The sequence below is a fragment of the Moorena sp. SIO3A2 genome (assembly GCF_010672265.1).
GTDB classification, from domain to species: domain Bacteria; phylum Cyanobacteriota; class Cyanobacteriia; order Cyanobacteriales; family Coleofasciculaceae; genus Moorena; species Moorena producens.
Genome location: NZ_JAAHHC010000019.1, coordinates 18,472 through 44,181, shown reverse-complemented (window position 1 = coordinate 44,181; position 25,710 = coordinate 18,472). Strand labels below are relative to the sequence as shown.

Sequence of the window (25,710 nt, the reverse complement as noted above, 5' to 3'; positions counted from 1 at the left end):
ACTCACCATTATTGATTTAACCGCTAATTAGAAACTTCTGCCAGTTCAATTACACGATCGTCCACATCCTTGACCAAAAAGTTCAGGGGCTTGAGGGTGCGCACTTTGTATTTCAGCCGTCTCATCTGCACCAGCATCAAAACTTGATCCAAGCACTCATGGTCAAAGCACACGTGACGTTGTTGGTTTTTATTGCCCAAGCTAGCTCCGGAAATCACGTGGAGCTGGGTATTCTTCTTTAACTGGTACCATAGCCCATCAGCACCACTGAACTGGGTCGCTTGGGTGGTTCCCAGATTGGTTGACATATATAGGGGGTCAATGCTGGTACTCCCCATGGTTTGCTCGTAATTATAGTAGTAATGTAGGGGGACTTCTGCTGCGGATAACTCTAGCAAGCCTTCATAAAACTGTCGCGCTATTGCCAAATCAGACACCATGATGGTGTGAACTTTTGGAGCGCTGGTCAAAAACATCCACATGGCAAAGGCATAGGCCCCTAGGAGCATCACCATGATACCTTGAGTGGAAAACAGGCTATCTAAAGGCAAAGAGGGTAAAAATGCGCCAAGAGGCAGGGGCGAAGTTAGCCAGGAAATAATATCAACTGATAGAATCATAAACTTAAACAGAGTTAGCAACTGGATAAATTAGTTTAAAGGTCCTTATGAACTTTTTGTCCAATCGTAGGTAATATTATTACCATCAGACATTGAGGTGCGACCCAAGGCCGTGAGCAATCCCTCACGGCCTTGGAGGCGCGCACCTTGGCGATGGCCTTTGGGCCACGCTACGCGAACGCTTTTTCTCAATTTTAGCTTCAACTGAAGGAGCATCGGAGCACCACAGGTTGTAGACTTGGTATCGGCATCCATCTCCTTCATCTTGAGGTCTAGTCCAGACCTAGGATACTAGGTTTGGAGATTGATCAACTCCAATGCCAGTTAATCATCGGCATTTCCCCTTTCTCAACACGAGGGGGTTGTGGTGAGATCAGGATGCATCTACAGGTGCGACCTGTGGCGAATTAAATTCCCTAAGGTCAAGGGCACCTCTCTAATTCTCCTAATTACAGGTTTTATTGAAAGATTGTGCAAATTCCCAATTTTCCTGAATCTAAGCATCCACTTATTAAATCACTGTTTCATCATAGTGATCAGGAATTGCTGACTTTGTTTCAGCGTCATCGGTCTGAAGGGAAGTACTTTACAGCAATTTTCTGTCGCTACAGTCCTATTGTCTATACATTAGTGCGCCACTCAGCGCGATCGCCTGTACAGGCGGAATATCTATTTGCTCTGACTTGGCGTCACATCTATCACGAACTGGGTGGCATGGATTTGCGGGAGGATTATGGACTAGAGTCAACGTCCTTCCAAAACCAGATTATAAACCTAACGGCGGTTTGTATTAACCAGGCCGACTTGCCACCAGTGGAATCTATTCACTATAACCTGAATTTAGCACCACCACCCTTGTGGTGTTATCTGGAAATGGCATTGGAACAGCTGCCACCAGCGGTGCGGTTGATGGTAATCATGGCTCAGACCTTTCACTGGAGTGAAACGCGAATTGCGGCTTATCTGCAAGCGGAGGGAGAAATGATTACTCCAGCTCAAGTCAGAACTGAACTCCAAGAAGGCTATGAACTGTTGGAAGCTGCTTTACCAGATGATATTAGGGTGGTCTATCTGGGGGTCGAAGCCAAGAATCGAGAAGAATCTGATCTATTTGCAGTACCGGTTTTGAGTGAATAAGGGGCGGTTAGTTTGCACCCTTGATCGGGGTACTTTGATTATAGGTTCAACAATAGCAGAAACGTTGATCAAACGGAGTCTTTTGGTATGGCGAATCATAGCAGGTTGCTGACTAGTCTTTCCGGAATCATAGCGCTAGCCTTTATTCCCTTGGTAATGTTGGCTAGCCCTATGGCTTGGGGTCAGACTCGGAGCATCGACCAACAACTGGCAATCCCTTTAGACAATCGTAGTGACCGCAGAGCAAGAAATCGGGCAGATTTTTTCCTGGAACAGTCAGAGCTGGCCAAACAGAGTGGTAACTTGAACGAAGCGATCGCGTATTTGTCCCAAGCGGGAGAAATTTATCAGCAAATTGGTGACTTTGAGGGATTGGGTAAGACTTACAATTCCCTAGGTCAGACTTACGCCAAGTTGGGACGCTATCAAGATGCAGAGCGAGCCTTGCGCCGAGGCTTGGGTGCTGCCCGTTCTCAACAAAGTTTTCAGCCACAGATTTATAGTATAAATAATATTGGAATATTATTGCTGCAAACGAGAAACCTCAAAGCGGCTCAGGAAGCTTTTACGGAAGCACTGACCATTTCCCGTACTATTAAGGATGATGACGGTGAAGGGTTGAGTCTGAATAATTTAGGCTTAGTGGCAGCTCAAGGGGGAAATTATCCCGAGGCGATTAAGTGGTATGAAGCTGCCCTAGTTTTACGGCGTCGCTCTCGGGATAAGTTGGGTGAGACGAATATCCGGAATAACTTGGGAGATGCCTATCTCGCCGCTAGACGGGAAAAAGATGCTTTGTATTCTTACCGCATTGCCCAGATACTGGCTGAGAAAGTTGACAATGTGTTCAATCAGATTCGTGCTATTAAGGGTATAGCGTTAACCCATATCGCTACAGGTAAGAATCGGCAAGCGGTGAAAGCACTGAAGGAATATCTGGCTTTGGCACAAGAACAAAACAATCGCCGTGAAGAGCTTGTTGCTCTAAAGTTGTTTGCCCAGTTATATCAAGACACTGGTAACTTGTTGGAAGCTCGGGCTTTTTATGAAAAAGCGATCGCAGTGGCTCATGCTTTAGGAGATATTCAGGAAGAAACATTGTTGATGAGCGATTTAGCTCAAATTATTTATGTTAGTCCTTAGTAGTTAGTCCTTGGTCTTGAATCCAGTTTTTGAGACTAGAATAAGTTGATTGGGCTATCTGTTTGACCTGGTTTTGAAGTTTCCATTTTTGGAAAGCTCTTTCGTAGTCATCGCCCTGTACTTGATAAGTATTCCAGGCTCTGAGTGCTATCCACAAACCCCAGAACAAGAAAATATATAAAGACCAAGACAGGGCAGCAAAGTTAAAACCAACGTTAATTAGATTAATCGCCAATAAAAAACTATTAACGATTACAAATTTTCCAAAACTTTTTTTGAATTGGCTACGTCGGTAGCTATTGAATTCATGACGTTTTTGCTGTTCTTGTTGTTGGGCTAGCCATTCTCGTTCTGCTTCCAAGAGAGTGTGGATTGAAATCCCTAATTCTGAAGCAATTTCCACCAACTGTTCACGGGAAAATTCTTCAACCATTTCCTGACGTGCCAGGGCTAGATTGAGGATTTGCTGGATGTCTTGTTGGTTGTAAGAGTGGGTGCTTTTGGTTTGAAAGACGGACATCGTTTAGTCAGTTTTACTAGTAGGAAGGGGGGTAGTGCTTAAAGAAGATGTTGCTCTAAACACGCTTGAGCTAAGAGCGGTGCTTAATTTTATTATGCCGATGGAAACAGAGAGGGGTCAAACCACCTGCATTCCTAAAACCGCACTAAGCGTGGACGGATTTTACGGCATTTTAGCAATCGGCAAATCTTTTACATTTCGTTACGATAGAACCATGAAAGACGAAACTACTATCGAGTTGCCTTCAGGTAGGTTAATTGTTCATTGCTCTTGGTTGATTGTTGATTGGCAAAAGCGATAAACCCTTTACTGCCAAGGATAACTGGCAATGGTATCATGATCTATTTTTCATGAACTATTTTTCATGAAATGTTAACTATGAACCATAACCTATCTACTACCTTAGAAGCCAACTTGGTATAAAAAAACGTCTTAGGAGAGTTTGAGGTAGTCTGCATGAACAGCAGTATTCGTGTTGGGAATTTATTTGGGATTCCCTTTTATGTGAATCCAAGCTGGTTTCTAGTCCTAGCTTTAGTCACCTTTGATTTCGGAGGTGACTTAACAAATTTTTCAGGATTGAGCGGTGTTTTGCCATGGTTTTTAGGATTTGTGACTGCACTTTTGTTATTTGCCTCTGTCTTAGCTCATGAACTAGGACACAGTTTTGTAGCGATTCAGCAGGGAATTGAGGTTAAATCTATCACTCTCTTCCTATTTGGTGGTCTAGCTAGCCTGGAGAAAGAATCAAAAAGTCCACTAGAGGCGTTCTTAGTTGCGATTGCTGGTCCAGCTGTTAGTTTGCTACTATTTGCTCTACTATATGCCGTTCAGGCTAATGCTAATCTAGCTAGTTCATTGGCATCAATTGTTGGACTCCTCGCCTCCATCAATTTGGCTTTAGCATTGTTCAACTTAATTCCTGGCTTACCCCTAGATGGGGGTAACATCCTGAAGGCACTGGTTTGGCAAGTTACGGACAACCCACACAAAGGTGTGTTATTTGCTAGCCGTGTTGGTCAGTTCTTTGGTTGGGGAGGAATTATTTATGGAGTGCTTCCAATCCTACTTTATGGTAGCTTTAATGGCATCTGGTTTGCCTTAATTGGTTTGTTCTTGCTGCAAAATGCTGGCATGTCTGCCCAATCTGCTATGGTTCAAGACCAGCTCGATGGGTTGACAGCAGAAGATGCGGTCATTGCCAACAGCCCAATTGTATTCGCTGATTTGTCTCTAAGGGAGTTTGCCAACGAGTACATTATCGGTAAAAATCAGTGGCGCAAGTTTGTAGTAACTGATGAAGCGGGCCAACTGCTAGGAGTTGTGATAGTCGATGATCTCAAAACTGTTCCTACCTCTAATTGGCCGGTGACTCCAGTAAGAGCACTGATTAAGTCTGTTAAGACTTTGAGAACTGTTCAATCAGACCATTCCCTGTTAGACGTTGTCAAAATTATGGAGAAAGAGCAGCTAGAGCAGCTACCTGTGGTTAGTGACAACGGTGTAGTGATGGGAATTCTGGATACAGCTTCCATTCGCAGTATCCTCGAAGAACGAAAAAAGGCTATTGAGGGTAAGGGGTAAGGGGTAATGGGTAAGGGGTAATGGGTAAGGGGTAATGGGTAAATGAACCAACTACTAGATCACCCAACTAGACTTGAGTACCCAATTGAGCAGGTCAAATTTTGTCAAAAGACTGTGCCATCACTTTCTATCTGAATCGGGGAAGAGCCTCCTGGTCTTAATTGAGCAGCAATTCTACGTCCTGCTGTCCAAGTTCCTCCTTGTAAAACTTTTACTAGTGGCAATTCAGTAGCACTCAGGTTCAGTTGTTGACGAATAGTTCCTGCTATTTGATCTAGCAAACTAACGGTGAGTGCTCGCCACTCAATAATCACTTCGGAGCTGGGTAAGTGAGACTGTTGTAAAATAGCGCTATCCTTGACTTCTAGTAATCCTAGATCTAAACATAAGCCCCCATTTCGATATTCTGCTAGGCCGGTCAACTGCTCAAGTTCAGTAATCTCTAAACCCAGTTCCTGCAATGGCTCTAATAGGGAGTAAGTTAACCACTGGGAGAGTTTGTGAAATGGTACATACTCGGAACCATAGTTATCCCCTTTGAGAGCAGAATGTTGCCACACATCCCCTAAGTTGACCCCCGCTATTGATTCTCGTTTTGGCCAAATATCCCCTAATCCTTCGAGGACGGTGCTGAATAGGTTAGTGGCACTCAGAAGGTTGGCAGGTTCACAGGTTGCAGGTTGTTGGTTGCCAGGTTGTAGGTTAGCTGGTTGACAAGTTGCAGGTTGTTCCTGGGGAGGTTGTGAATCTGTAAGTGGCTTGACCCAGCTTTGGTTGTCTTGGCAACTTTCAAGGTTTAAGTTGCTAAGCTGCAATCCCTTGGTAACCTGCAACTGATCTAGCCAGTGGTAATTTACCAAGTCATTTACCAAGTAATTTACTAAGTTGCCAGGACGAGGATTGACTTTGCCAAACATCTGTGGTATAATAGCTAGGGATTGCCCTAAGCGCTGTAGTAAGGCTAGCCTACCCTCTATGCCTATGAGTGGATTGGTTTGACTGACCTGGAATCCCTGGGCTAAGTGGTGGGCACTCAAGGATTGAAGTCCTTTGGCATCGACTTGCCAAGGTAGGTCTGGGTCGCTGGAGAAAGCTCCCTGACAGAACATGCGGAAACTAGCAACGGCTAATCCTTCGGAACGGCGAAACACTAGTCCGGTTTCTGGTTCATGATACTGCCAATTGCTGCCAGCTCCAGCATCGAGCAGGACGCTAATGATGACTAAGTCGAATTTGGTTTGGGCTTTTTGGAGTGGAGTGAATCCTGCCAATTTCTGGTCTAGTTCCCGAAGACGAGGGACATTTCCTACCTCAAAATGCCGCCAGCGACTATGAAATGGAATCTGGAAATCGGGGTAGTGCTGGTGCATTACCTCGATGACATAGTTAGCTACTTGCTCTAGCTTGGTTAAATTGCAGCGAAAGTACTGCAACTGGTCAGCACTAGCTAAGGTGAAAATGCGATCGCATCTCTCCCGAATTGCCAATGGGGTTCTTAAGTAAGCGATTAACTGCTGTTGTGCATTATCCACAGGTGACATAGGCAACAGGAAATTACGGAATAGGCAATTCGGGGTTAACTAAGCACTATTGACTATTGACTATTGACTATTGTGACTATTGACGATAAATACTAATCGGCTAAACCGCGCCCTTGAATTTCAGCTAATGCGATCGCATCTTGTTCAGTTGTATTTTCAGTGTAATAACCAGCAGCTTTTTTGGCAGCGATTTCTACTTGGGCATCAGCGGGAATTAAATGTTCTGGAATGGGAATGCGCTGAATAATCTCAATACCGGATTCAACGATAGCGTTATATTTCATATCGCTCATGGAGACAAAACGGTCAATTCGTTTAATTCCCAGCCAATTGAGCACATCAGGCATTAGTTCTTGGAAGCGCATATCTTGAACCCCAGCGACACACTCTGTACGGTTGAAGTAGGCATTAGCGCTATCACCTCCTTGCTGACGTTTCCGGGCATTATACACTAGAAACTTAGTTACTTCACCTAAGGCGCGACCTTCTTTACGGAAATAAACAATGACACCTGCACCTCCAGCTTGGGCTGTTTGGACACAGACTTCTAGACCATGGACTAGATACGGACGACAGGTGCAGATGTCGGAACCGAAAACATCAGAACCATTACATTCATCATGAACTCGTACAGCCAGCAGTCGATTGGGTTCAGTAATGGCTGCTACATCACCAATTAAATAAACAGTGATACTACCAATCGGGGGTAAGAATACCGTTAAATCGGGGCGAGTGATCAGTTCTGGGAACATGCCACCGGTTTGCTGGAATAGAGCACGGCGCAGGTAACTTTCCTGAATGTCCAATCGCTGGGCAATTCCCGGTAGATACCAAACCGGGTCAATTGCTACTTTAGTGACTACTAAACTACCATCGTTTTTAATAATTTTGCCATCAATTGCTAAACGCTTTTTATCTACAGCATCCTGTAGTTCTGGCATATTAATATGAGCTTTGGTGATGGCAATCGTGGGTCTAATGTCATATCCCTGCTGATATAAATCGCTATAAACCTCACCTACCATCGCCCCAAAGGGGTCGAGAGAGACAATCAAATTAGGGTCAGTCCAACTGGGATGAGGACCAATGGGAACGATGGGAGCAGTGTTGGTGAGATCCGGGCGGTGATTGGGCTCGAGTGTGCCACTGGCTACGGCTAAAGCTCGATACACTGAATAGGAGCCTGAGTGAGTACCAATAACATTGCGATGAGCTGAGTTAACTAAGGTACCGACAATAGGTCCTCGTTTGAGGGGGTCACTTTCTCCCCAGTTAATTGCTGGAGAATTGCATCTAGAAGAGTTAGGATGGGAGGTTAAAACAATATGCTTGGGTTTGGTTATAGTTTTTGAATCTTCCATTATAGTTAATCTGTAGAATGCACCAACGAGTGTCTAGGTCTTAGTATCTAAGACTTGGTTAATAGGGATAAACTACTATAGTAACAATTTATAACAGGACTATCAGTAGTTTCTATTACTATTGCTATAGTGGGCAAGAATTATGCAACCAGTGCCTTGATCTGTAACATACAAAAAACCACATTATGCCACCATGACTCCAACCTAAATTGCTCACAATCTAGTCTCACAAGCTAGTTATAACAAGGGGTTTCGTATTTTTGGATTTATTATATTTTTAGCGTCCGCGCTCTTAACTTAGGGGCATTAATATTATGTATCTATGAAAAAAAATCGCCTTCTATGTTTTATTTTATCACTATTATTGGTCATCTTTGCTGTTGGCAGGATTTCTTCTGCCCAGATAACCGATCCCATTCCCGAGCAAATTAAAAAGTCAGAACTCTCTGTGGGATTGGAAGAAGTTGTTCAAATTCCCAATAGTGGAACTGGAAGAAACAAAGCTGCTCGCTTGAACCTGCTTACCCATGCAGGAGATGGTAGCGGACGATTATTTGTTAACGATATGCGTGGCAAGTTGTATGTCATTGTTGACGGCACTGCTACTGTTTATATGAATCTGAAAAAATTAATTTGTGCAGACTTTACTTATGAAACTCCTCAACAGGGCTTCGCTTATTTTGCTTTTCATCCAGAATTTGCTCAGAATGGAATTTTTTATACTGTAACTAGCGAAGTTAAAACTGGCAGTACTCCTGACTTCCCCGTTACCAAACCAATTATTGACAGTAACAAGAAGATTATCGAAAGTGCCCACCACGATGTAATTCGCGAGTGGAAGGCAACAAACCCTTCTAGCAATACTTTTGTCGGAACATCCCGTGAGATTTTGCGCATTGAAGAGCCTTACCCAGATCATAATGTTGGACAATTGGGCTTTAATCCCAATGCTAAACCAGGGGATGATGATTATGGCTTGCTCTACATTGCTGTAGCTGATGGCGGTAGTGATGGCTACCCTGTTAGCGATACCGAAGCTCACGGACGTTGGGTCTTTTTGGCATGGTCTCGGTGGGTTTTTCGGTGGCCGCTCATCAGGATTCACCATGGCTCAATTACTTGTCTGTTCTGAGTTTCACACGACTTGAACCCTGAGGCAATCCCCCCTCTTGACAAAAGGCTTTTTCTCTTAACTTGTCACCAATGACCGGGGGCTTTCTTCTCGCAAATCTTTCCAATGCTAGCGCTTCCCCTTTCTCTAGAAATCCCTGGCGGATTCGACCCACTGTGTTGCGATGCCGATTCAGAGCTTGAGGGATTTCGTTATCTGTCCATGAACTCGATTGCCAGCTCTCCTTCATCGGACATCAAAAAGATTTGTGCATGAAGGATTTTTTGGGCTGGTGCCTGTCCATCATTCAACTCCAAGGGGACTCCCGTTATACCCGCGCATGTTAGCGGGAGGGGAATTGGAGACTGGATCTGTTGCGCTTTTTGATAATCTATGCTAGGATTATCGTATATTAATGGACCTTTTAGGTGCCGGTCGGCAAGCTGAAAAGCCTCTGCTAGAAGGATAAACCAATAAAAACCTTGAAAAAGTAAGCCCAATGATTTGAACGGAGGGTGTAGAGGCTGTTTGGCTCAGCCGTTAAGGGTTTTATACTCTTAAGAATCCCTCACTATAATCTTGGCCAAAAGGCCACGCTACGCGAAAGATTTAGTGATGGGAGTGTCAATCCGGCTAATTGCTTCGAGTCAATGCCAATGCTCTGTACTCAGTGCCATCTTGTCCCGTCTTCCTCTACCCATGGTTCTCACCGCTCCCTGGCTCTATTACACTAATTTAACATGGTCACTCCACTACGCACTTAACAAGAATACATTTTCCCAAACTATTCCAAAAGCTCCAACACAGCTTTCGGTGAAAGTTTATCCTTAAACCAAACAACTTGAGCTGGCAAATTCTTCACCGTAACCCCAGCTTTATCCAAATTTAACCGTTCCGAAATCGCCAGAATCAAATTGTCACATTCGGCCTTGCGCACCTGAGCGAATTTCTTCTTTAAATACTCTGGACGCCAGTAACCAATAATTTCTAATAGGAAATTTCGCCCATCAGGATGAACAATCCGAAAGTCGGGCACCATCACACTACCAGGAATAGGAATTAAATCCACTTCTCGCTCTAATACCCACTCAGTTTTCTGAGATTCCCAACGCTTAGCAAAGGAAGCCTCTAACATACTGTCGTAAGGTTTACCAGGGGGATAGTGAGTCACCAAGCCACAGCGGTCATTAAGGCTAAAATGCCCCGTCTTGATCGTACCGCTGTAAGAGTCACGGCTTTGTAAGGTAGCCTTGAGACTCCATTTAGTAACGTGTAGTAAGGCTGGAATCAGTTTTGCGATCGCTAAACCATAGCGAGTACTCGGCTTAAATAAACTAGTCGGTCCATCAATAGTAATCGTGAAGCCATGGTCCGCATCCCCTTCAATGTAAGTCATCAGCTGAAACAACTTCAAATAGCGGATTAATAGCTTATACTCCCCTGGAACATTCCGATGAGCATTCAGAGTCATCTCAGATGCCCGATAAAAAATACCCTGAACTTGAGATAAATTATAGCGATGCAGTAATGCCTCTGGTGCTGGGTGATCGAATTGAGTCAGAATACGATTTTCTTGTAAATCCGCATAAAGTCCTTTAGAAATTTGCTCAGGCAACACTTCCTGGTTTAATTCCTCAGATAAAGCAGTGCTCAGGCTTTCTAGAGTAGTCTGAGTTGCCTGGCGACTAGGAACAGATTGAGCCGCCAGGGCAAAAACTCGTTGGCGGAGTGCCTTAGGGTCTATGGGGCTAACAACTTCAAAGGTACTGAAGCTCGTTTTAAGAATATGGGCTAAACCTCGTTTAACCCGGTAGTCAGGGCTATCTCCTTCCCAATCCAACAACTTACGGTCTAGTTCCCCTTGGGTACTACCAGTAGCCTCAATAAAGCAGTGGATTAACTCAGCTGCCATAGCACAGGTCTGATTGTTAATCAGCAACCGTTTGGGAATGATTTCTTCGCCATTTTGTCTACTAATTAGCAAATCAGTCGGTAGCATTAATAATTAAGTGTTTTTTTTCTTTCTTTGCTGTGATATCTTGCTGGTAATGGCGGTGTCATGATAAAGAGCAACGGGTAAAGACACTGCCAGCTTGCCTGGTACAGAGAGTAAATGGTCAAGGAGGTTCCTAGTCAACTGTCTTTTCTAGCATCAAAATTTATTCTTTACTCACAATACTTCCTTTGACCCTAACCATTCAGGTTGGCTCGATTGAATTATACAGAGGTGCTAAATAATCATGAAAATCGCTCTATCCCCAGAATCGCCATTTTTGATTTCCCACCGACTAAAGCATAAATCTGTGGCGTCTACACCTGAACGCCAATCCAACCTGGACATAGAGACAATGGTAAACCAGATGATTACCAGGGGTCAATTGAGCCGTCAAGAGTATCTACAGCTGACGAGTGCCTTCCTCTGCGATTACAATATAAGCGACGCAGAACGCCACCAGATTAATCGGATATTTGATCATGTTCAGACTGGTCGTGTGAAATTAGTTGATTGTCAAGTTACTTGATTAGGGACGCACAGTGATAACTACCCACACTTTCCGGTCTCGAAAGTGTGGGATGACAACCAAGCCTTTGTTATTAGCCGTTATTAGCCTCAGGGTTTCCTTAAGACATCCATCTTGGTTGTGATTATCTCAGAAATACTACCTTATCCCAGACTAGATAAGCACTTCCCCGTGAGCATCCTGATGGATGGGACATTGTTTTAACTGTTGTCAAAGCGCATCTGACAGGCATTGAATCCCACAACCCCCTTACCGCTAGGAGGTGGGGCTTGAAGCCAGAATAATTAACCGGAATAATGAATCAGCTTGACTATTGCGTCACAATTAGGTTCAAGCATCACCAAATCAAATCTGGCATCTCCATATGGGATTACTATTTTACCCAAATTTGCGGAATTACAAGCAATCCCAGGGAATAATTTGGTAAAAGCAAAAATCTAGACTAGCGAGGTATTCAAGTGTCGCAATCCAAAGCAACTGTGCTAGTTACAGGGGGAGCCGGATATATTGGCTCCCATGCTGTATTAGCACTCTTGGCAGCTGGCTACAACGTGGTGGTTCTAGACAATTTAGTCTATGGTCATCGAGACATAGTCGAAGATGTTCTAAAGGTGAAGCTAGTTGTCGGTGATACCAATGACCGGGTATTACTCGACAATCTTTTTAGAGACTATGATATCAGTGCAGTAATGCACTTTGCTGCCTATGCCTATGTGGGAGAGTCGGTCACTGACCCGGCTAAATATTACCGCAATAATGTCACCGGGACACTAACACTCCTGGAAGCTATGGTAGCAGCATCAATTAAAAAATTAGTCTTTTCCTCTACCTGTGCTACCTACGGGGTACCAAAAACTGTACCGATTCCAGAAGATCATCCCCAAAACCCAATTAATCCCTATGGGGCGAGTAAATTAATGGTAGAGCGGATTCTATCGGATTTCCATACCGCCTATGATTTAAAATCCGTAACCTTCCGCTATTTTAATGCTGCTGGTGCTGACCCAGAGGGTAGGCTAGGGGAAGATCACACTCCCGAAACCCACCTTATCCCCTTAGTGCTGCTTACTGCTTTAGGTAAACGGGAGTCGATCTCCATTTTTGGTGCCAATTATCCCACAGCTGATGGAACTTGTATTCGGGACTATATTCACGTCAAGGATTTAGCCTCTGCTCATGTTTTGGGGTTGGACTATTTGTTAAAGGGTGGGGATAGTCAAATCTTTAACTTAGGCAATGGCAACGGCTTCTCAGTCAAAGAAGTGATTGAGGCAGCCAGATTTGTCACAAAACAAAACATCAAAGCTATAGAATGCGATCGCCGTCCTGGTGATCCGCCCGCTTTGGTCGGTAGTAGTGACAAAGCCAGAAAACTTCTGGGTTGGTATCCCCAGTATTCCGATATAAACACCATCTTATCCAACGCCTGGCAATGGCATCAGAAGCGCCATGGGTTCAAGGATGCTGGCCTTAGAGTTCCCGTCGCATAAAGGATTAAGGATTAAGAATTAAGAATGTTCGCCTTAGGCGTTCGGTGTAGGGTATGATTAAAAATTAACTATTATCGCCTAATCAAACTATGGAGTAGGCACATAGGGACAGCTTTACCAATTGGCTGGATGTACCGGTGCGCTTGACCTAGTCAAGCGCACCGCAATGGTCAACTCTTACGTCCGATACTTTTTAGCTACCAAAGTCTACCAAGATAGACCAAGGATCGCCAAGGCAAGATGCAATAGCATCCAGGGGGTATCTCCCAAAGCTCTCGGGAATATCCCGCGAGCGCCATAAAAATGTCAAAAAAGTCTAACACCGGGATGTAACCGCAACTATCTTACCTTGGTTTTCGGCTTTAATTTAAGTTACATAATAATCCCTGTCGGTGTTACCATAATTTAAGTCTAACAAATAATAAGAGTTTTTGGTAGACTCTGCGACATTTTCTCTAGCTGTTTACTAACCCTATGTTCCCTATGTTCCCTCTGTTTCCTTTCTTCCCTTTCTTCCCTATTTTCTAAATTTCCATCTACCACACCCCTGAAACGTTCAACGCTTTAGGGGTTAATGTCGGGTGCATCTCATATTTGAAAATTTTGCGTAGGGTGTGTTAGGGGAGCCTTCATTTTTCGCCTCGTAGTCAGGGTTTGGATAGCCCGCCCCGTAACGCACCACCGTGTCAAACAGCTTTTAGGAGATGCACCCTTAGTGTCGTTCGTCGATTTTTTGTTTGATTAGATTAGGGTGTGGAAAGCTTGATAGTTGATCACACCTGAGATTATAGCAGTTGAAACGGGAATACTGATTCTATGCGCCATTTTGCATTTCCCTGATTAAAGTGTTTATCTAGCAAAGTGTCAATCACCCCACCTAAATCGACAGGTAATGGTTGGTCTTCCTGAGATTTGACCCTTAGCACGCTTGGGTTTAGCTGGTAAGCACTTCCGAATAGCTCCCGAGTTGAGATTATCGGACAATTCCATAATTATGAGGTAAATTCAATTTTGTTACCCCGACTCCCGACTCCCGACTTCCTCTTTAGTGACCATTAGACCATTAGTAGGGTGGGCAAAGTAATCTAATCATGAATACTCAAAAGAATCAAATGGTTTTTGCCCACCCTACAAGCTCCCGACTCCCTCTGTCTTGAGCATTAGTGCGTGGTAATTGGGACATCTTGCTAAACCCAAGGGGAGTAATAACTTTCACACGAGAGGTTGATCACCATGTATCGTGTACCAGTTTTATCAAAATCCGATGAACAAAAAAGTTTCCCTAGTTGTCAGTGACTTGTCCGGTGGTGGTGCTATCCGGGCATTTTTGCTCGGACAAGTCCTGAAAAAGCTCAACTATGCCATAGACATTGTGGGATTTATGTTTGGGAAGGAGTTATATGCCACTCCTCCTTCTGGTTTTACCATTACTTCCGTCCCTGGTGGTAAATATCCTGGAGTCTTAACCGCTGGCCGAGACCTGTTAAAAAAGATAGATGGCGATATTATCTATGCCGTAAAACCCAAACCCACCAGTTTTGGTCTGTCTGTGCTGAAAAAGTTTACTAGCCGTCGTCCAATCATTCTAGATATGGATGATTGGGAGCTAAGTTGGTATGGTGGGGACCAATGGCAGTATCGTCCAACCCTTAAACAGTTCGGTAGGGATATTATTACCAAAGATGGTCAATTGAGATATCCAGACCATCCCCTCTATATCAAATGGCTAGAAAACTTGGTCAATTATGCGGACGCTATCACTATAGATACTCAGTTTCTCAAGGAACGCTTCGGTGGTGTCTATCTATCCAATGGTAAAGATACCGATCTGTTTGACCCCGAGCACTATGACCCAGAACTGAGCAGGAAGCGTTATGGGTTATCGGAGTATCGGGTATTAATGTTTCCTGGTGCGCCACGACCCCACAAAGGAGTTGAAGATGTTTTAGTAGCGCTAGAGTATCTCAATCAGCCAGACTTAAGATTGGTGATTGTAGGAGGCAGTCCCTATGATGATTATGATCAACAACTGATCAAACAATGGGGACGTTGGATTCTTAAATTGCCCAGAACCCCAGTCGAAGAAATGCCAGAGGTCGTGTCAGCGGCTCATATTGTGGTGGTTCCCCAGCGAGATACTCTGGCGGCTAGAGCTCAGTTTCCTTTAAAATTGACAGATGGTATGGCAATGGCTAAGCCAGTTTTGTCTACCCGTGTTGGGGATATCCCAACAATTTTAGGTGATACCGGTTATCTGGTTGAGCCTAGTTCGCCACAACAACTAGCTGAGGGGATTCAACAGATATTTCAGAATCTAGATGTTGCCAATCATAAAGGACTTCAAGCCAGGGAGCTATGTGTAAAATACCATAGTGTTGATGCCATGGCGGCAGTTCTTGCAGATGTTATTGCTGATTTATAATCTGCTACGCTGTTCAACATAATATAATTTGGATCACTAACTAACAGCTTTTTTAACTAACAGCTTTTTTGTTGACTGTTTATGCTTGAATGGAGCATACGTAAGTCTTCCCCTATACCAACAGTCAACAGTCAACACTCAACAATAAAAAAAACAGTAATCATGTCTCCTAATCGATTACTCCTTAGCTACGCACTACGGCATCCTATCTTGATTGTCTTTACTGTCCTGCTGGGATTTTCCAGTGCCATGTTTAATAGTGTCGGTACAACCATAATTGTGCCGTTAGTGCTGGAATTTTTAGGTCAAAAGAAACTAGATTTAAGCAAAGCCCCGCCTATCATTCAGAAAACCATGGCTTTTTTTGAAGGCTTTGAAGGGGGCGATCGCTTGCTGTTCATGGTACTGGTAGTGCTCTTAGCCATTGTCCTGAAAAATGTAGCTAACTATGTCAATATCTTAGTGTCTACCCATTTATCCAAAAAAATAATTAATACCTTTCGTAAAGAAGGGATTAAATTACTCCTGGATGTGGATATAGATTTTTATGCTAAGACCAAAATTGGTGATATTATAAATCGGATTAGTCAAGAAATTGGTCGAGCCGCTAATGCCATTAAAATTGCCATTCAATTATTTACGACGGTAATCACAATTTTTGTATTTGTATTTCTTCTAATATCGATTTCCTGGCAACTCACTATTGCAACAAGTATTTTACTATTGGGCGTATTCATTATTAATCAAGTTTTTGTTAAGCGCTCTAAGAAATTTGGTAAAATTCTATCAGAAAAATCCCGAGGATATTCAGGAGCATTACTAGAAATATTAACTGGTATTCGGTTAATTAAATCAGTTAGTAATGAACAAGATGAATATCAACGGATTGAAAAAGTTATTGATGAAAGGGAACAGGCTGAATTTCAATCCCAGGCTAATTTTGCAGCAATTAACCCCATCAATGAAGTCTCGGGAATCTTGGCAATTTTAGCTATCGTATTTGTGGGCAAAAACTTCTTGTTGCAAGATAGTTCAGCAGAAGAACTGGAAGCGATATCTACTGTTTTGGGGATTTATTTATTCTTACTATTCCGTTTGTTACCAGTAATCAGTCAGTTGAATGGGCAAAGAAGTCGGTTTGCTAATGTGTCTGCTAGTACAGCAATCGTGGCTGATTTTTTGCGGCGAGACAACAAACCGATCATGACCAATGGCAAAAATATCTACACAAAGCTATCCCAAGAAATTCGCATTGAAAATCTCTCGTTTGCCTATCCTGGTCATCAGGATTCGGTACTCAATGGGGTGAATTTGTCGATTCCTAAAGGCACTACTATGGCATTAGTAGGTGCTTCCGGTGCCGGTAAGTCAACCTTGGCAGATTTGTTGCCACGATTTTATGACCCAGTTGAAGGACGAATCACTATCGATGGCAAAGATTTGAAGGATTACGATATCCGTTCCCTCAGACAAGCGATGGGGGTTGTTAGTCAGGATACGTTTTTATTTAATAATTCGGTGCGCAACAATATTGCTTATGGAATGACAGATGTGACCGAGGAAGATATTATTGCAGCAGCGAAACGAGCCAATGCCTATGAATTTATCATGCAATTACCCCAAGGGTTTGATACCAAAGTAGGCGATCGCGGTGTACTCTTATCCGGTGGACAACGCCAACGCATGGCCATTGCCCGGGCACTGCTGCGGAATCCAGATATTTTAATTTTAGATGAAGCAACCAGTGCCTTAGATACGGTTTCCGAACGGCTAGTACAACAAGCTATTGATGAACTCTGTCGCGATCGCACAACGGTAGTGATTGCTCACCGACTCTCCACGATCCAAAAAGCTCATCAAATCGTGGTTATGGACAAAGGGAAAGTGGTTGAGATTGGTACCCATGAGGAACTGCTTAACAAGGAAGGTTACTACTCTCGTTTGTACAAGATGCAGTTTGAGCACAATAGCAATGGAGAGGTTAAAAATGTGGTCAAAAAGGAGTTAGTCAAGACCTCCCATGAAGTGCGAACTCACCTGACCCCAATGATTGTTTGCTTGCAGTTAGTGGTTAATGACCTAGTGGATAGCCCTCAGGAACGTCATGAATTAACTGAAGAAGCCTATCACTCAGCAGTTCGTCTGCTTAAAACCTTGGAGTATTTAGAAGAAAGCTCAACTATAAAATCAACAGCCTGATTTGTGATCCCTTTTCTCGTAAGCATTCAGCCATCAGCGGTCAGCCGTCAGCCCTGAGCGATTACCGTAGCGTGAGCCTTGGCCCAAAGCTAATAGCTAATCGCTGATAGCTGATAGCTGATAGCTCTTTTTCTTATCCTGAACTGACCTTAGTTATAAGGGTTTGAGCTTGCTATTAAATGAATCTAGGGTTAATTGGGGACTGTATCTTCCCTAAGCTCATTGGCATCAAAGCCTTATATACTAAGCTTTTTAGGGCTCATGTCACCTAGTCAGCTTCCGGCTTATAACCAACAGCAATAAAGCTGAAACCACTATCTTGAGGATGATCGGGTGTTGAAGTTTGGCATACGAAGCGATTACGTTCAATTTCAACGACTGAAATAGACATTTGATAACTTATCCAAGAATACCCATAAATTGTACAGGTTACTCCAGGACATTCTGCAAATGCCTGATCAAAATTTATAATGTAAACTCCTCCTCGCTTTTTATCAACTGTGAAGCCTGGATTTTTTGGATCTTTACAAGATATAATCTTGCCGTTTTTATCAACAAGACCGAAGATATGCTCGTCATGCTCACCATCAGATGTAACCATTGTTACTACTAACTCCTGTTAGATTGACTGTTTACAAAGGGTTGTAGGAAAAAAGAATTGATTACATTCTTTAGTTTCACTACACATACTAGATTAGTATTCTCCACAGTTTTTAATCTCATAAAACTCATGTAAAAACTCATGTAAAAACTCATGTAAAAACTCATGTAAAAACTCAGATAGCAATTCTACGACTGGTGAGGTACAAATTTCTGAGGTGCGACCCGTGGCGAATTTAATTCGCCTACGGAAAGCGCACCTAAGTTTTTAGGGAGCAGGGAGCAGGGAGCAGGGAGCAGGGAGCAGCGGATATGGGAGCAGCGGATATGGGAAGTGGGAAGAGAAAAAAATAATGTGTACCTCATAGCTATGAGAAACGCTATTATACCTCATAAACCTCATGTAAAACCTCATGTAAAACTTCATAAACCTCATGTAAAACCTCATGTAAAACCTCATGTAAAACCTCATGTAAAACCTCATAAACCTCATAAACCTCATGTAAAACCTCATGTAAAACCTCATAAACCTCATGTAAAACCTCATAAAACTCATGTAAAACCTCATAAATAGGACTTAAGCATTGACAAAATAAACAAAATGTGTATCAAAGGGGAAGGATTGACTCTTATACCCATGAGGTACAAATCGCTGCTCCGAAGTCCCTGCTCCCTGCTCCCTATTTCAAGAATTAATTTTAGTTTTGTCCGACCCAAGCAGATCAGTGGCGTGGCTAGGGGCTGTTGGTTGACCCAACTGACTAAAGCAGCTATAGTTAGGTGATCATGTGACAATCAGGGAATGATCTATCAACCACCACGGCCAAAAATTCCTGAGTGTAGCTGGCAACGTCCCCTGGGACTAGGCTGGGATAACCCTTATACTGTTCGTTACCCAAGTAATCTGGATGATGGGCCTTGGCATGGGATGCCCTTGGGGGGATTTGGGGCTGGTTGTATTGGTCGCTCTCCCCGAGGAGATTTTAATTTATGGCACTTGGATGGGGGAGAACACATCTTTAAAAGCCTCCCCGCTTGTCAATTTAGTGTATTTGAGCAACCAGAGCATTCTCTAGCCCAGGCTTATGCTTTATGCACTCAACCACCAGAGGATGGTAAGCTAGGCTCTTGGGAATGGTATCCAACCCAAGGCAAAAGTGAGGAAAACAGCTCAGAGGTTTCTGGTCACTACTATGCTTTGTATCCTCGCAGTTGGTTTACCTATCAAAATGTCTTTCAGACTGAACTAACCTGTGAGCAGTTTTCTCCGATTTGGGCAGGATGTTATCAGGAAAGTAGTTACCCGGTGGCGGTGTTTGAGTGGACGGCTCACAACCCTACTGATACCCCGATTACCGTTAGCATCATGCTCACTTGGCAGAATATGGTGGGTTGGTTTACCAATGGGATTAAAAATCCCGAGGTGCGGGTAAGGGATGATGGTAGTCCGGTGTATGAGTACCAGCCTCGGTGGGGAGATAGTACCGGGAATTTGAATCAGTGGATTGTGGATCACTATCGGGTCGGATTTGTTCTAGACCGGGTGAGACTGGGGGATGATATTAAAGAAGGGGAAGGGCAATTGTGCCTGGCTACAGTTACTAATCCCAGTATGGAGGTGTTCTACCACGGTCGCTGGAATCCAGTTGGTGATGGTGCTGAGGTTTGGGATACCTTTGCTACGGATGGTAGCTTGGTAGACCATCAAGATGAAACCCCAGCGGCACCAGGAGAACAAATTGCCTGCGCGATCGCAATTCGCTTCACTCTTCGTCCAGGTAAAACCCGCAAAATTCCCTTTATCCTGGCTTGGGACTTCCCGGTGACGGAATTTAAATTAGGTATTAACTATTACCGGAGATACACGGACTTTTTTGGACGCAACGGTAATAATGGCTGGCCGATGGTGCGCACTGCTCTCAAGCACCATGATCTGTGGCGAGAACAAATTGAATCATGGCAAGAACCGATTTTAAATCAGGAAGATTTACCGAATTGGTTCAAGATGGCCTTGTTTAATGAGCTGTACTTGCTCACGGATGGCGGTACTCTCTGGACAGCAGCAACTGAACTTGACCCAATTGGACAGTTTGGTGTATTAGAATGTCTAGATTACCGTTGGTACGAAAGCCTGGATGTGCGGCTCTATGGTTCTTTTGCCCTAGCAATGCTGTGGCCGAAACTGGATAAAGCGGTGCTAGAAGCCTTTGCCAGAGCTATCCCGACCAGCGATGAAACACTGCGTATTATTGGATACAACCAAGCTCAAGCTGTACGTAAAATTGCGGATGCTACTCCCCATGATCTAGGAGCTCCTAATGAGCATCCTTGGCAACAAACTAATTATACTAGCTACCAGGATTGTAACCAGTGGAAGGATTTAGCCAGTGACTTTGTTTTACAAGTCTATCGGGATTTTGTTTTCTATAGCGCTACAGATATAGAATTTTTGTGGGAGTGCTGGTCATCCATTGTCAAGGCACTGGCTTATCTCAAGAGGTTTGACCAAGACGGAGATGGGATACCAGAAAACTATGGCGCACCAGATCAGACCTTTGATGATTGGCGATTGCAGGGAGTAAGTGCTTATTGTGGGGGGTTGTGGTTAGCGGCCTTGGAGAGTGCGATCGCAATTGGAGAAATTCTGACCAAAAATTATCCACCAACATCCCCATTCGTAGAAGTACCTGAGCTAGATTCCATTCAAGACACCATTGACTGCTATCGCCAGTGGTTAGCACAAGCTATGCCAATTTATCAAGAAAAGCTGTGGAATGGGCAGTACTATCAACTAGATAGTGAAAGTGGCTCAGATGTGGTGATGGCAGACCAGTTGTGTGGTCAATTTTATGCTCAGTTACTGGGATTACCGGATATTGTGCCACCAGAGTGTACTCTCTCAGCCCTCAAGACTGTCTATGATGCCTGTTTTTTAAAGTTCCATCAGGGTCAACTCGGAGCAGTTAATGGAGTCAGACCCGATGGCACACCAGAAGATCCCGATGCCACTCATCCGATGGAAGTGTGGACAGGAATTAATTTTGGATTAGCAGCATTTCTGATTCAGCAAGGCATGAAAGATGAAGCTTTACGTATAACTGAAGCAGTGGTGAGGCAGGTTTACGATCATGGCTTGCAATTTAGGACACCAGAAGCAATTACAGCAGCAGGGACATTCCGGGCTAGTCACTATTTGCGAGCCATGGGGATTTGGGCAGTTTATTTAATCCTTAAGGATAATACCAAATAGAAAAAGACAGGTAATGGCGGGGGTTATGTACCCTTAGTTATGCGATGCTCCTTTGGAGCCGCTACGGGAACGTACTGCCACACTATCAGCAAGATGCCCTAATCGCTGGTTTTTCAACGGAAAATCCTATAGCCAAATTTTATAATGTCCTGATGATGAACTTAGCAATAAGAAGGTAGCTAAGGGAGCAAGCCTGATTGATAGTCCAAGCTACAGCAGCTTGGGGATCTTGCGGTGCGACCCAAGGGGGATTTACTCGCCCATTGGAAAGCGCACCGTCAGGATGATAGTTAATTTTATGGCGTTGCTGATTCTGGGTATGGTTTTGCCCCCCTAGGGCGTGTCTTCAAACTCCGAGATCCCCCTAAATCCCCCTTAAAAAAGGGGGACTTTGAGTATGGCTCCCCCCTTAATAAGGGGGGCTGGGGGGGATCTAATATCTTGCGGAAAACTTTGAAAACACACCCTAGCCCCCCAAGCGAGGGATTGCTCGCTTGGGGGGAACAAAACTCTCAAAGTCCCCCAAGCGAGGGATTGCTCGCTTGGGGGATTTAGGGGGCTGTCATAAAACCAGATAATCGCGCATTCATTCTTTAATTCAGCAACGCCAATTTTATTGCTGTTTCGGTAAATTTTTTACCTGGTTGAGTGATTTTTTCTCTGCCAGGGATTATTTTAACATAGTGAAACCAACCTTGGCAATAATTTGCTTTGGTTTCGCTACTCCTCAACTGCTCTCTACATAAAATCAAGGGTTTTAGGAGTAAAGTCAGTCAACCAGATTTGTTACTTGTAAGCATTGAGCTATCAGCACAAAATCCGTCAGTTTTTCAATCAAGCAAAACTTAGAAATTTTCCTGAGAGGAGCGAGTACATGAGTTATCTTGGACAACCTTCAATCAGCGGATAGCTGATAGCTCTAGGCTGAATGCTTACTGTTCCGTTAGTCTAACTTTCGGGCATTCTCTAAGTATAGGCTCTGACTTGGAGTGATCAATTACAGATATAACAAACAATTAAGAGGATAAAATAATGAAATTCACTTACCGTGGTATTACCTATGAAAATGATCCGGTAAATTTTGAGATGAAATCCGAAAAAATTGTTGGTAAGTATCGTGGTGTCCGTTGGCGACAGCCAAAGCTCAACGGTGTGCTTTTACCGGAAGCTATCGGTAAATTAAAGTATCGTGGGGCATATTATCTCCACGTTGTTTGGGGTAAACCGATTGATTTTACTAAGCAACGTTACGGAGCAAAGCATCCTTGTTCTAAATAGCTAAGCTATTGCCTTATCCCAGATCAGCTATAGCGCCAATCGGCCTTAGCTGAATGCTTACATACATAAGCTATAGAGTATCTTGAAATTGTTCCTTAAGTTGGGCTTTGGGTAATCCACGATAGCAACACTATTACTAAACTAAGGCAAAAGGCTTTCATGCAAAAGGCTTCAATGGCTTACCCAAATTGCCACAATACTTGGCACAATACTATAGATGCTTTGGATGCCTTCCCGTAGGGGTGGGGAAAGCCCGTTATATCCTTGGGACGCTTCTGCTGAGGAAAACCTCTGGATGATTGGTTGAGCTAGTTCGCCTCCTTATAGCTAGAAACTGGTGGCGAACACCAGGTTATGATATAGGTTAGTACCCAAAGACTAACTAATCGAAACTAATAACCGATGGATGGATATGGCTGGAAGCTCCACCCCTGCACCGGACAAGGGAAATTTCCGTAGCTCTCCTTCTCAGGAGAAGCACAAAGGGTTCCAAAAGAAAGTCAAAAACATCGTCAACAACTCGAATTATGGAGCTAAGATTAAGGCAGAAAAACTTGCACCAATTGTAAGAGGATGGCGAAATGATCACCGCTCCGGCAAAATTGACAGTGTAAGACACTCTCTCTGGTTCCTTATAGTTAAGAGGTTTTGAGTTTTATTCGATAGTGATTATGTCCCATCATCTCATCTTCAGAGAATCACGGACTGAGGTTTCTGTACCTGTGAAAATTGCATCCTCACCTCCATCTACCATTCCCAATACGTCTGGGTCTGCTGGGCAACTGGGGAATTTGAATCATTGGATTTTTGTGTCTATTGGACTAGCTTTAGTGGTGATTGGATTAGTAGTGTATGGTAAGCTGCAATTCAAGGATAAGGACAAAAAGCTCAAATTGGAGCAGTATAAAACTGCTGATCTCCGAAAAAAGTTAAAGCTGGCGCTTAATACCATCCGGAAAATGGAATCCAATCCCGATTTGGTTCACTCGCGGGAATTTAATCTGGACTACCTCAGAATGCGAATGGAAGAAGAGGTATTCCACTTTGGAGTTATCAATCAAATTAAAATTCGAATAAAACAGTTAATCAGTATAGCATTACGACCTACTCAAGACTCTAGAAATGTTATCGGTGTTGCTAGTACGTCAGGTCGTAAAATTAATGAAATATTTGATGTTAAGTACGAGACTGAAATTCGAGGTAAACGCAGTGTGGGAGTGCTTTTCCGCATTCAAGTTAAGTTAATGAAATTACCCACTCAACGCACCTCGGCAACCGTTAGCCAAATTATTGACTGTATTGAAACATTTCTTAGTCCAGATGCGGACAATGATACCTGGCAACCAACAATTCAAGGACGTATTGTTTGCATGCGTTGGGATCAAAAGGCAAAACCAACGCCATTATTAGTATTGGAGCAATCCACTGAAGGGGTTAATGTTACTCTAAGAACCAAACGGGTTGGGATGACGTAATATCAATTTCATTGATAGTAGTTCTCAATGGTTTTAGGGAGTAGGGAGTAGGGAGTAGGGAGTAGGGAGTAGGGACTTCGGAGCTGGGACTTCGGAGCTGGGAGTAGGAAGATGGCGAGATGAAATTGGTATTACCAATTACCAATTACCAATTACCCAACCTTTACAATACCGATGCTCCCGGACATGATATTGGGCAGTGACTCTACCTGTAGGGTGCCTTAATCAGGCACTCTACTCTACTACTACGTAGAGATGAGGGTACGCAGTTTGGGGTAATACTAAATCCGGTTATAATAGACTTAATACAAGAACAGAATTTCAAATGCCCAAAAAAGCTTATTTAGCTGACCATCTGAGTAATAGTGAACTGAAAAAAAGATACAGAGCTTCTCAAGACCCTGTAGAAGCAAGAAGATGGCATTTACTATGGAAAATTTCTCTAGGATGGACAATAAAAAATGCAGCAGTCGCTGTAGGAATTAACTATCAATATGCTTTTAAAATTATTAAAAAATATAATGAATTGGGAGAACAAGGAGTCAAAAATCTTAAGAAAAAAAGCGTTAACCATCCCAGAGGAAAAAAGCCATTATTAAACGAACAACAGTTCCAAGAATTAACAGTTCAACTTAAAAAAAGACCACCAGATGGAGGAATATGGACTGGACCAAAAGTAGCTAGATGGATTGAAACTATAACCGGAAAGAAAAAAGTTTGGAATCAAAGGGGGTGGGATTACTTAAAAAAGTCCAAATATTCTTGGCAGAAACCCAGACCCAAACATCAGAAAGGAGACCTGATTGAACAACAAAAATTTAAGGATAATTTTCCTTTGATAGTCCAACAATTACGATCAAAATTTCCCGATACTCAGGTAGAAGTCTGGTTTTTTGATGAACACAGAGTCGGATTAAAGCCAATTATCAAAAAAATCTGGGCTCCTATAGGAGAAAGACCTACAGCAGTAGTCCAACATCGTTATGAGTGGTTATATATTTATGGATTTGTTGAACCAAAAACCGGAAAAACTCTCTGCTATTTAATACCAAGAGTTAACAATCAATGGTTAAGTTTAGTCGATCAAGCCTTCGCATTAGATGTGGGAATTTATCAAGAAGCCCTTGACCTTGGGTCAAGGGAACCTAAAAAAGTTATTCTTTTAGTAGAAGATAATGCCGGATGGCATCGGAGTCAACAGGTAAAAATACCAGAGGGAATAATTGTGAAATTTCTTCCTCCTTACTCTCCGGAACTACAACCAGCAGAGAGATTGTGGTCTTTGATAGATGAACCTCTGGTGAATGAATATTTTCAAACTATAGATGAAATTGAAGAACGTTTAGTAACTCGTTGTCAGCTCCTTCAAACCATGACCTCAGAGATTAAAAATTTAACTAATTATCATTGGTTAACTTATGACTAAAGTTTATAAGCTTTTATAAACCGGATTTAGT

Annotated in this window: 22 protein-coding genes and 1 pseudogene; 14 read left to right on the top strand and 9 right to left on the bottom strand. The window is 43.2% G+C overall.

Translation table 11 applies throughout. From position 1 onward, the window contains the following. Positions 1 to 23: 23 nt before the first annotated feature. Both F6K64_RS21335 and F6K64_RS21330 read right to left on the bottom strand, forming a co-directional pair. Positions 24 to 620, bottom strand: a complete 597-nt coding sequence (locus tag F6K64_RS21335; protein ID WP_008189255.1) for a hypothetical protein — start codon at positions 618 to 620, stop codon at positions 24 to 26. Positions 621 to 665: 45 nt separating this feature from the next. Further along, positions 666 to 875 carry a hypothetical protein gene (locus F6K64_RS21330; protein WP_287266261.1) on the bottom strand — a complete coding sequence of 70 codons (210 nt, stop codon included), beginning with the start codon at positions 873 to 875 and terminating at the stop codon, positions 666 to 668. A 216-nt stretch (positions 876 to 1,091) separates the two neighbouring features. On the opposite strand from F6K64_RS21330, the gene F6K64_RS21325 reads away from it, so the two are divergent. Next, complete coding sequence (locus F6K64_RS21325; protein WP_008189259.1) at positions 1,092 to 1,757, top strand: sigma-70 RNA polymerase sigma factor region 4 domain-containing protein; 666 nt, start codon at positions 1,092 to 1,094, stop codon at positions 1,755 to 1,757. Positions 1,758 to 1,844: 87 nt separating this feature from the next. Next, entirely contained in the window at positions 1,845 to 2,900 is a 1,056-nt protein-coding gene (locus F6K64_RS21320; RefSeq protein ID WP_008189262.1) for a tetratricopeptide repeat protein, read from the top strand. Here F6K64_RS21320 and F6K64_RS21315 read toward each other — a convergent pair. After that, the gene (locus F6K64_RS21315; protein ID WP_008189265.1) at positions 2,890 to 3,420 is read right to left on the bottom strand and encodes a 2TM domain-containing protein; all 531 of its coding nucleotides are present in this window, start codon (positions 3,418 to 3,420) and stop codon (positions 2,890 to 2,892) included. The two genes, F6K64_RS21320 and F6K64_RS21315, sit on opposite strands and share 11 nt — an antisense overlap. A gap of 34 nt (positions 3,421 to 3,454) precedes the next feature. Here F6K64_RS21315 and F6K64_RS21310 point away from each other — a divergent pair, with 34 nt between their 5' ends. After that, positions 3,455 to 3,721, top strand: a complete 267-nt coding sequence (locus F6K64_RS21310) for a hypothetical protein (RefSeq protein ID WP_008189267.1) — start codon at positions 3,455 to 3,457, stop codon at positions 3,719 to 3,721. 155 nt (positions 3,722 to 3,876) lie between these two features. Continuing rightward, on the top strand, positions 3,877 to 5,004 hold the full coding sequence (locus tag F6K64_RS21305) for a site-2 protease family protein (protein ID WP_008189269.1): 1,128 nt from the start codon (positions 3,877 to 3,879) through the stop codon (positions 5,002 to 5,004). A 104-nt stretch (positions 5,005 to 5,108) separates the two neighbouring features. On the opposite strand, the gene F6K64_RS21300 is transcribed toward F6K64_RS21305, so the two are convergent. Continuing rightward, positions 5,109 to 6,545, bottom strand: coding sequence for a URC4/urg3 family protein (locus tag F6K64_RS21300; RefSeq protein WP_008189270.1), 1,437 nt, complete (start codon positions 6,543 to 6,545; stop codon positions 5,109 to 5,111). A gap of 92 nt (positions 6,546 to 6,637) precedes the next feature. Next, entirely contained in the window at positions 6,638 to 7,906 is a 1,269-nt protein-coding gene (locus F6K64_RS21295) for a GTP cyclohydrolase II (RefSeq protein ID WP_008189272.1), read from the bottom strand. Positions 7,907 to 8,228: 322 nt separating this feature from the next. Here F6K64_RS21295 and F6K64_RS21290 point away from each other — a divergent pair, with 322 nt between their 5' ends. Then, positions 8,229 to 9,038, top strand: coding sequence for a PQQ-dependent sugar dehydrogenase family protein (locus tag F6K64_RS21290; RefSeq protein WP_008189274.1), 810 nt, complete (start codon positions 8,229 to 8,231; stop codon positions 9,036 to 9,038). Positions 9,039 to 9,114: 76 nt separating this feature from the next. Here the strand turns inward: F6K64_RS21290 and F6K64_RS21285 are convergent. Together F6K64_RS21285 and F6K64_RS21280 are read right to left on the bottom strand one after the other, a co-directional pair. After that, positions 9,115 to 9,322, bottom strand: a pseudogene (locus tag F6K64_RS21285) (helix-turn-helix domain-containing protein); the annotation flags it as partial. A 479-nt stretch (positions 9,323 to 9,801) separates the two neighbouring features. Next, positions 9,802 to 11,016, bottom strand: coding sequence for a DUF790 family protein (locus F6K64_RS21280; RefSeq protein ID WP_008189279.1), 1,215 nt, complete (start codon positions 11,014 to 11,016; stop codon positions 9,802 to 9,804). A 241-nt stretch (positions 11,017 to 11,257) separates the two neighbouring features. Between F6K64_RS21280 and F6K64_RS21275 the strand changes: the two genes are divergently transcribed. From F6K64_RS21275 to F6K64_RS21260, 4 genes are all read left to right on the top strand, one after another. Beyond that, entirely contained in the window at positions 11,258 to 11,539 is a 282-nt protein-coding gene (locus F6K64_RS21275) for a hypothetical protein (RefSeq protein WP_008189281.1), read from the top strand. 458 nt (positions 11,540 to 11,997) lie between these two features. Beyond that, positions 11,998 to 13,029, top strand: coding sequence for a UDP-glucose 4-epimerase GalE (gene galE, locus F6K64_RS21270; protein WP_044495096.1), 1,032 nt, complete (start codon positions 11,998 to 12,000; stop codon positions 13,027 to 13,029). Positions 13,030 to 14,293: 1,264 nt separating this feature from the next. Next, a complete protein-coding gene (locus F6K64_RS21265; RefSeq protein WP_044495134.1) occupies positions 14,294 to 15,451 on the top strand; it encodes a glycosyltransferase family 4 protein in 1,158 nt (385 codons plus the stop codon). Positions 15,452 to 15,613: 162 nt separating this feature from the next. Next, the gene (locus F6K64_RS21260; RefSeq protein WP_287266260.1) at positions 15,614 to 17,650 is read left to right on the top strand and encodes an ABC transporter ATP-binding protein; all 2,037 of its coding nucleotides are present in this window, start codon (positions 15,614 to 15,616) and stop codon (positions 17,648 to 17,650) included. A gap of 268 nt (positions 17,651 to 17,918) precedes the next feature. Here F6K64_RS21260 and F6K64_RS21255 read toward each other — a convergent pair whose 3' ends face one another. Continuing rightward, positions 17,919 to 18,251 (bottom strand): hypothetical protein, encoded by a 333-nt coding sequence (locus tag F6K64_RS21255; protein WP_287266258.1) that lies wholly within the window; start codon positions 18,249 to 18,251, stop codon positions 17,919 to 17,921. A gap of 188 nt (positions 18,252 to 18,439) precedes the next feature. Next, on the bottom strand, positions 18,440 to 18,616 hold the full coding sequence (locus F6K64_RS21250; RefSeq protein WP_287266256.1) for a hypothetical protein: 177 nt from the start codon (positions 18,614 to 18,616) through the stop codon (positions 18,440 to 18,442). 436 nt (positions 18,617 to 19,052) lie between these two features. On the opposite strand from F6K64_RS21250, the gene F6K64_RS21245 reads away from it, so the two are divergent. From F6K64_RS21245 to F6K64_RS21225, 5 genes are all read left to right on the top strand, one after another. Then, positions 19,053 to 21,500: a GH116 family glycosyl hydrolase gene (locus F6K64_RS21245; RefSeq protein ID WP_008189290.1), complete on the top strand. Its 2,448-nt coding sequence runs from the start codon at positions 19,053 to 19,055 to the stop codon at positions 21,498 to 21,500. Positions 21,501 to 22,532: 1,032 nt separating this feature from the next. Beyond that, positions 22,533 to 22,778: a DUF4278 domain-containing protein gene (locus tag F6K64_RS21240; RefSeq protein WP_008189294.1), complete on the top strand. Its 246-nt coding sequence runs from the start codon at positions 22,533 to 22,535 to the stop codon at positions 22,776 to 22,778. A 406-nt stretch (positions 22,779 to 23,184) separates the two neighbouring features. Continuing rightward, positions 23,185 to 23,430: a group II intron maturase-specific domain-containing protein gene (locus F6K64_RS21235; RefSeq protein ID WP_008189296.1), complete on the top strand. Its 246-nt coding sequence runs from the start codon at positions 23,185 to 23,187 to the stop codon at positions 23,428 to 23,430. A 19-nt stretch (positions 23,431 to 23,449) separates the two neighbouring features. Then, entirely contained in the window at positions 23,450 to 24,253 is an 804-nt protein-coding gene (locus tag F6K64_RS21230) for a hypothetical protein (protein WP_008189298.1), read from the top strand. Between the two features lie 325 nt (positions 24,254 to 24,578). After that, positions 24,579 to 25,679: an IS630 family transposase gene (locus F6K64_RS21225; RefSeq protein WP_287266254.1), complete on the top strand. Its 1,101-nt coding sequence runs from the start codon at positions 24,579 to 24,581 to the stop codon at positions 25,677 to 25,679. Positions 25,680 to 25,710 lie beyond the last annotated feature (31 nt).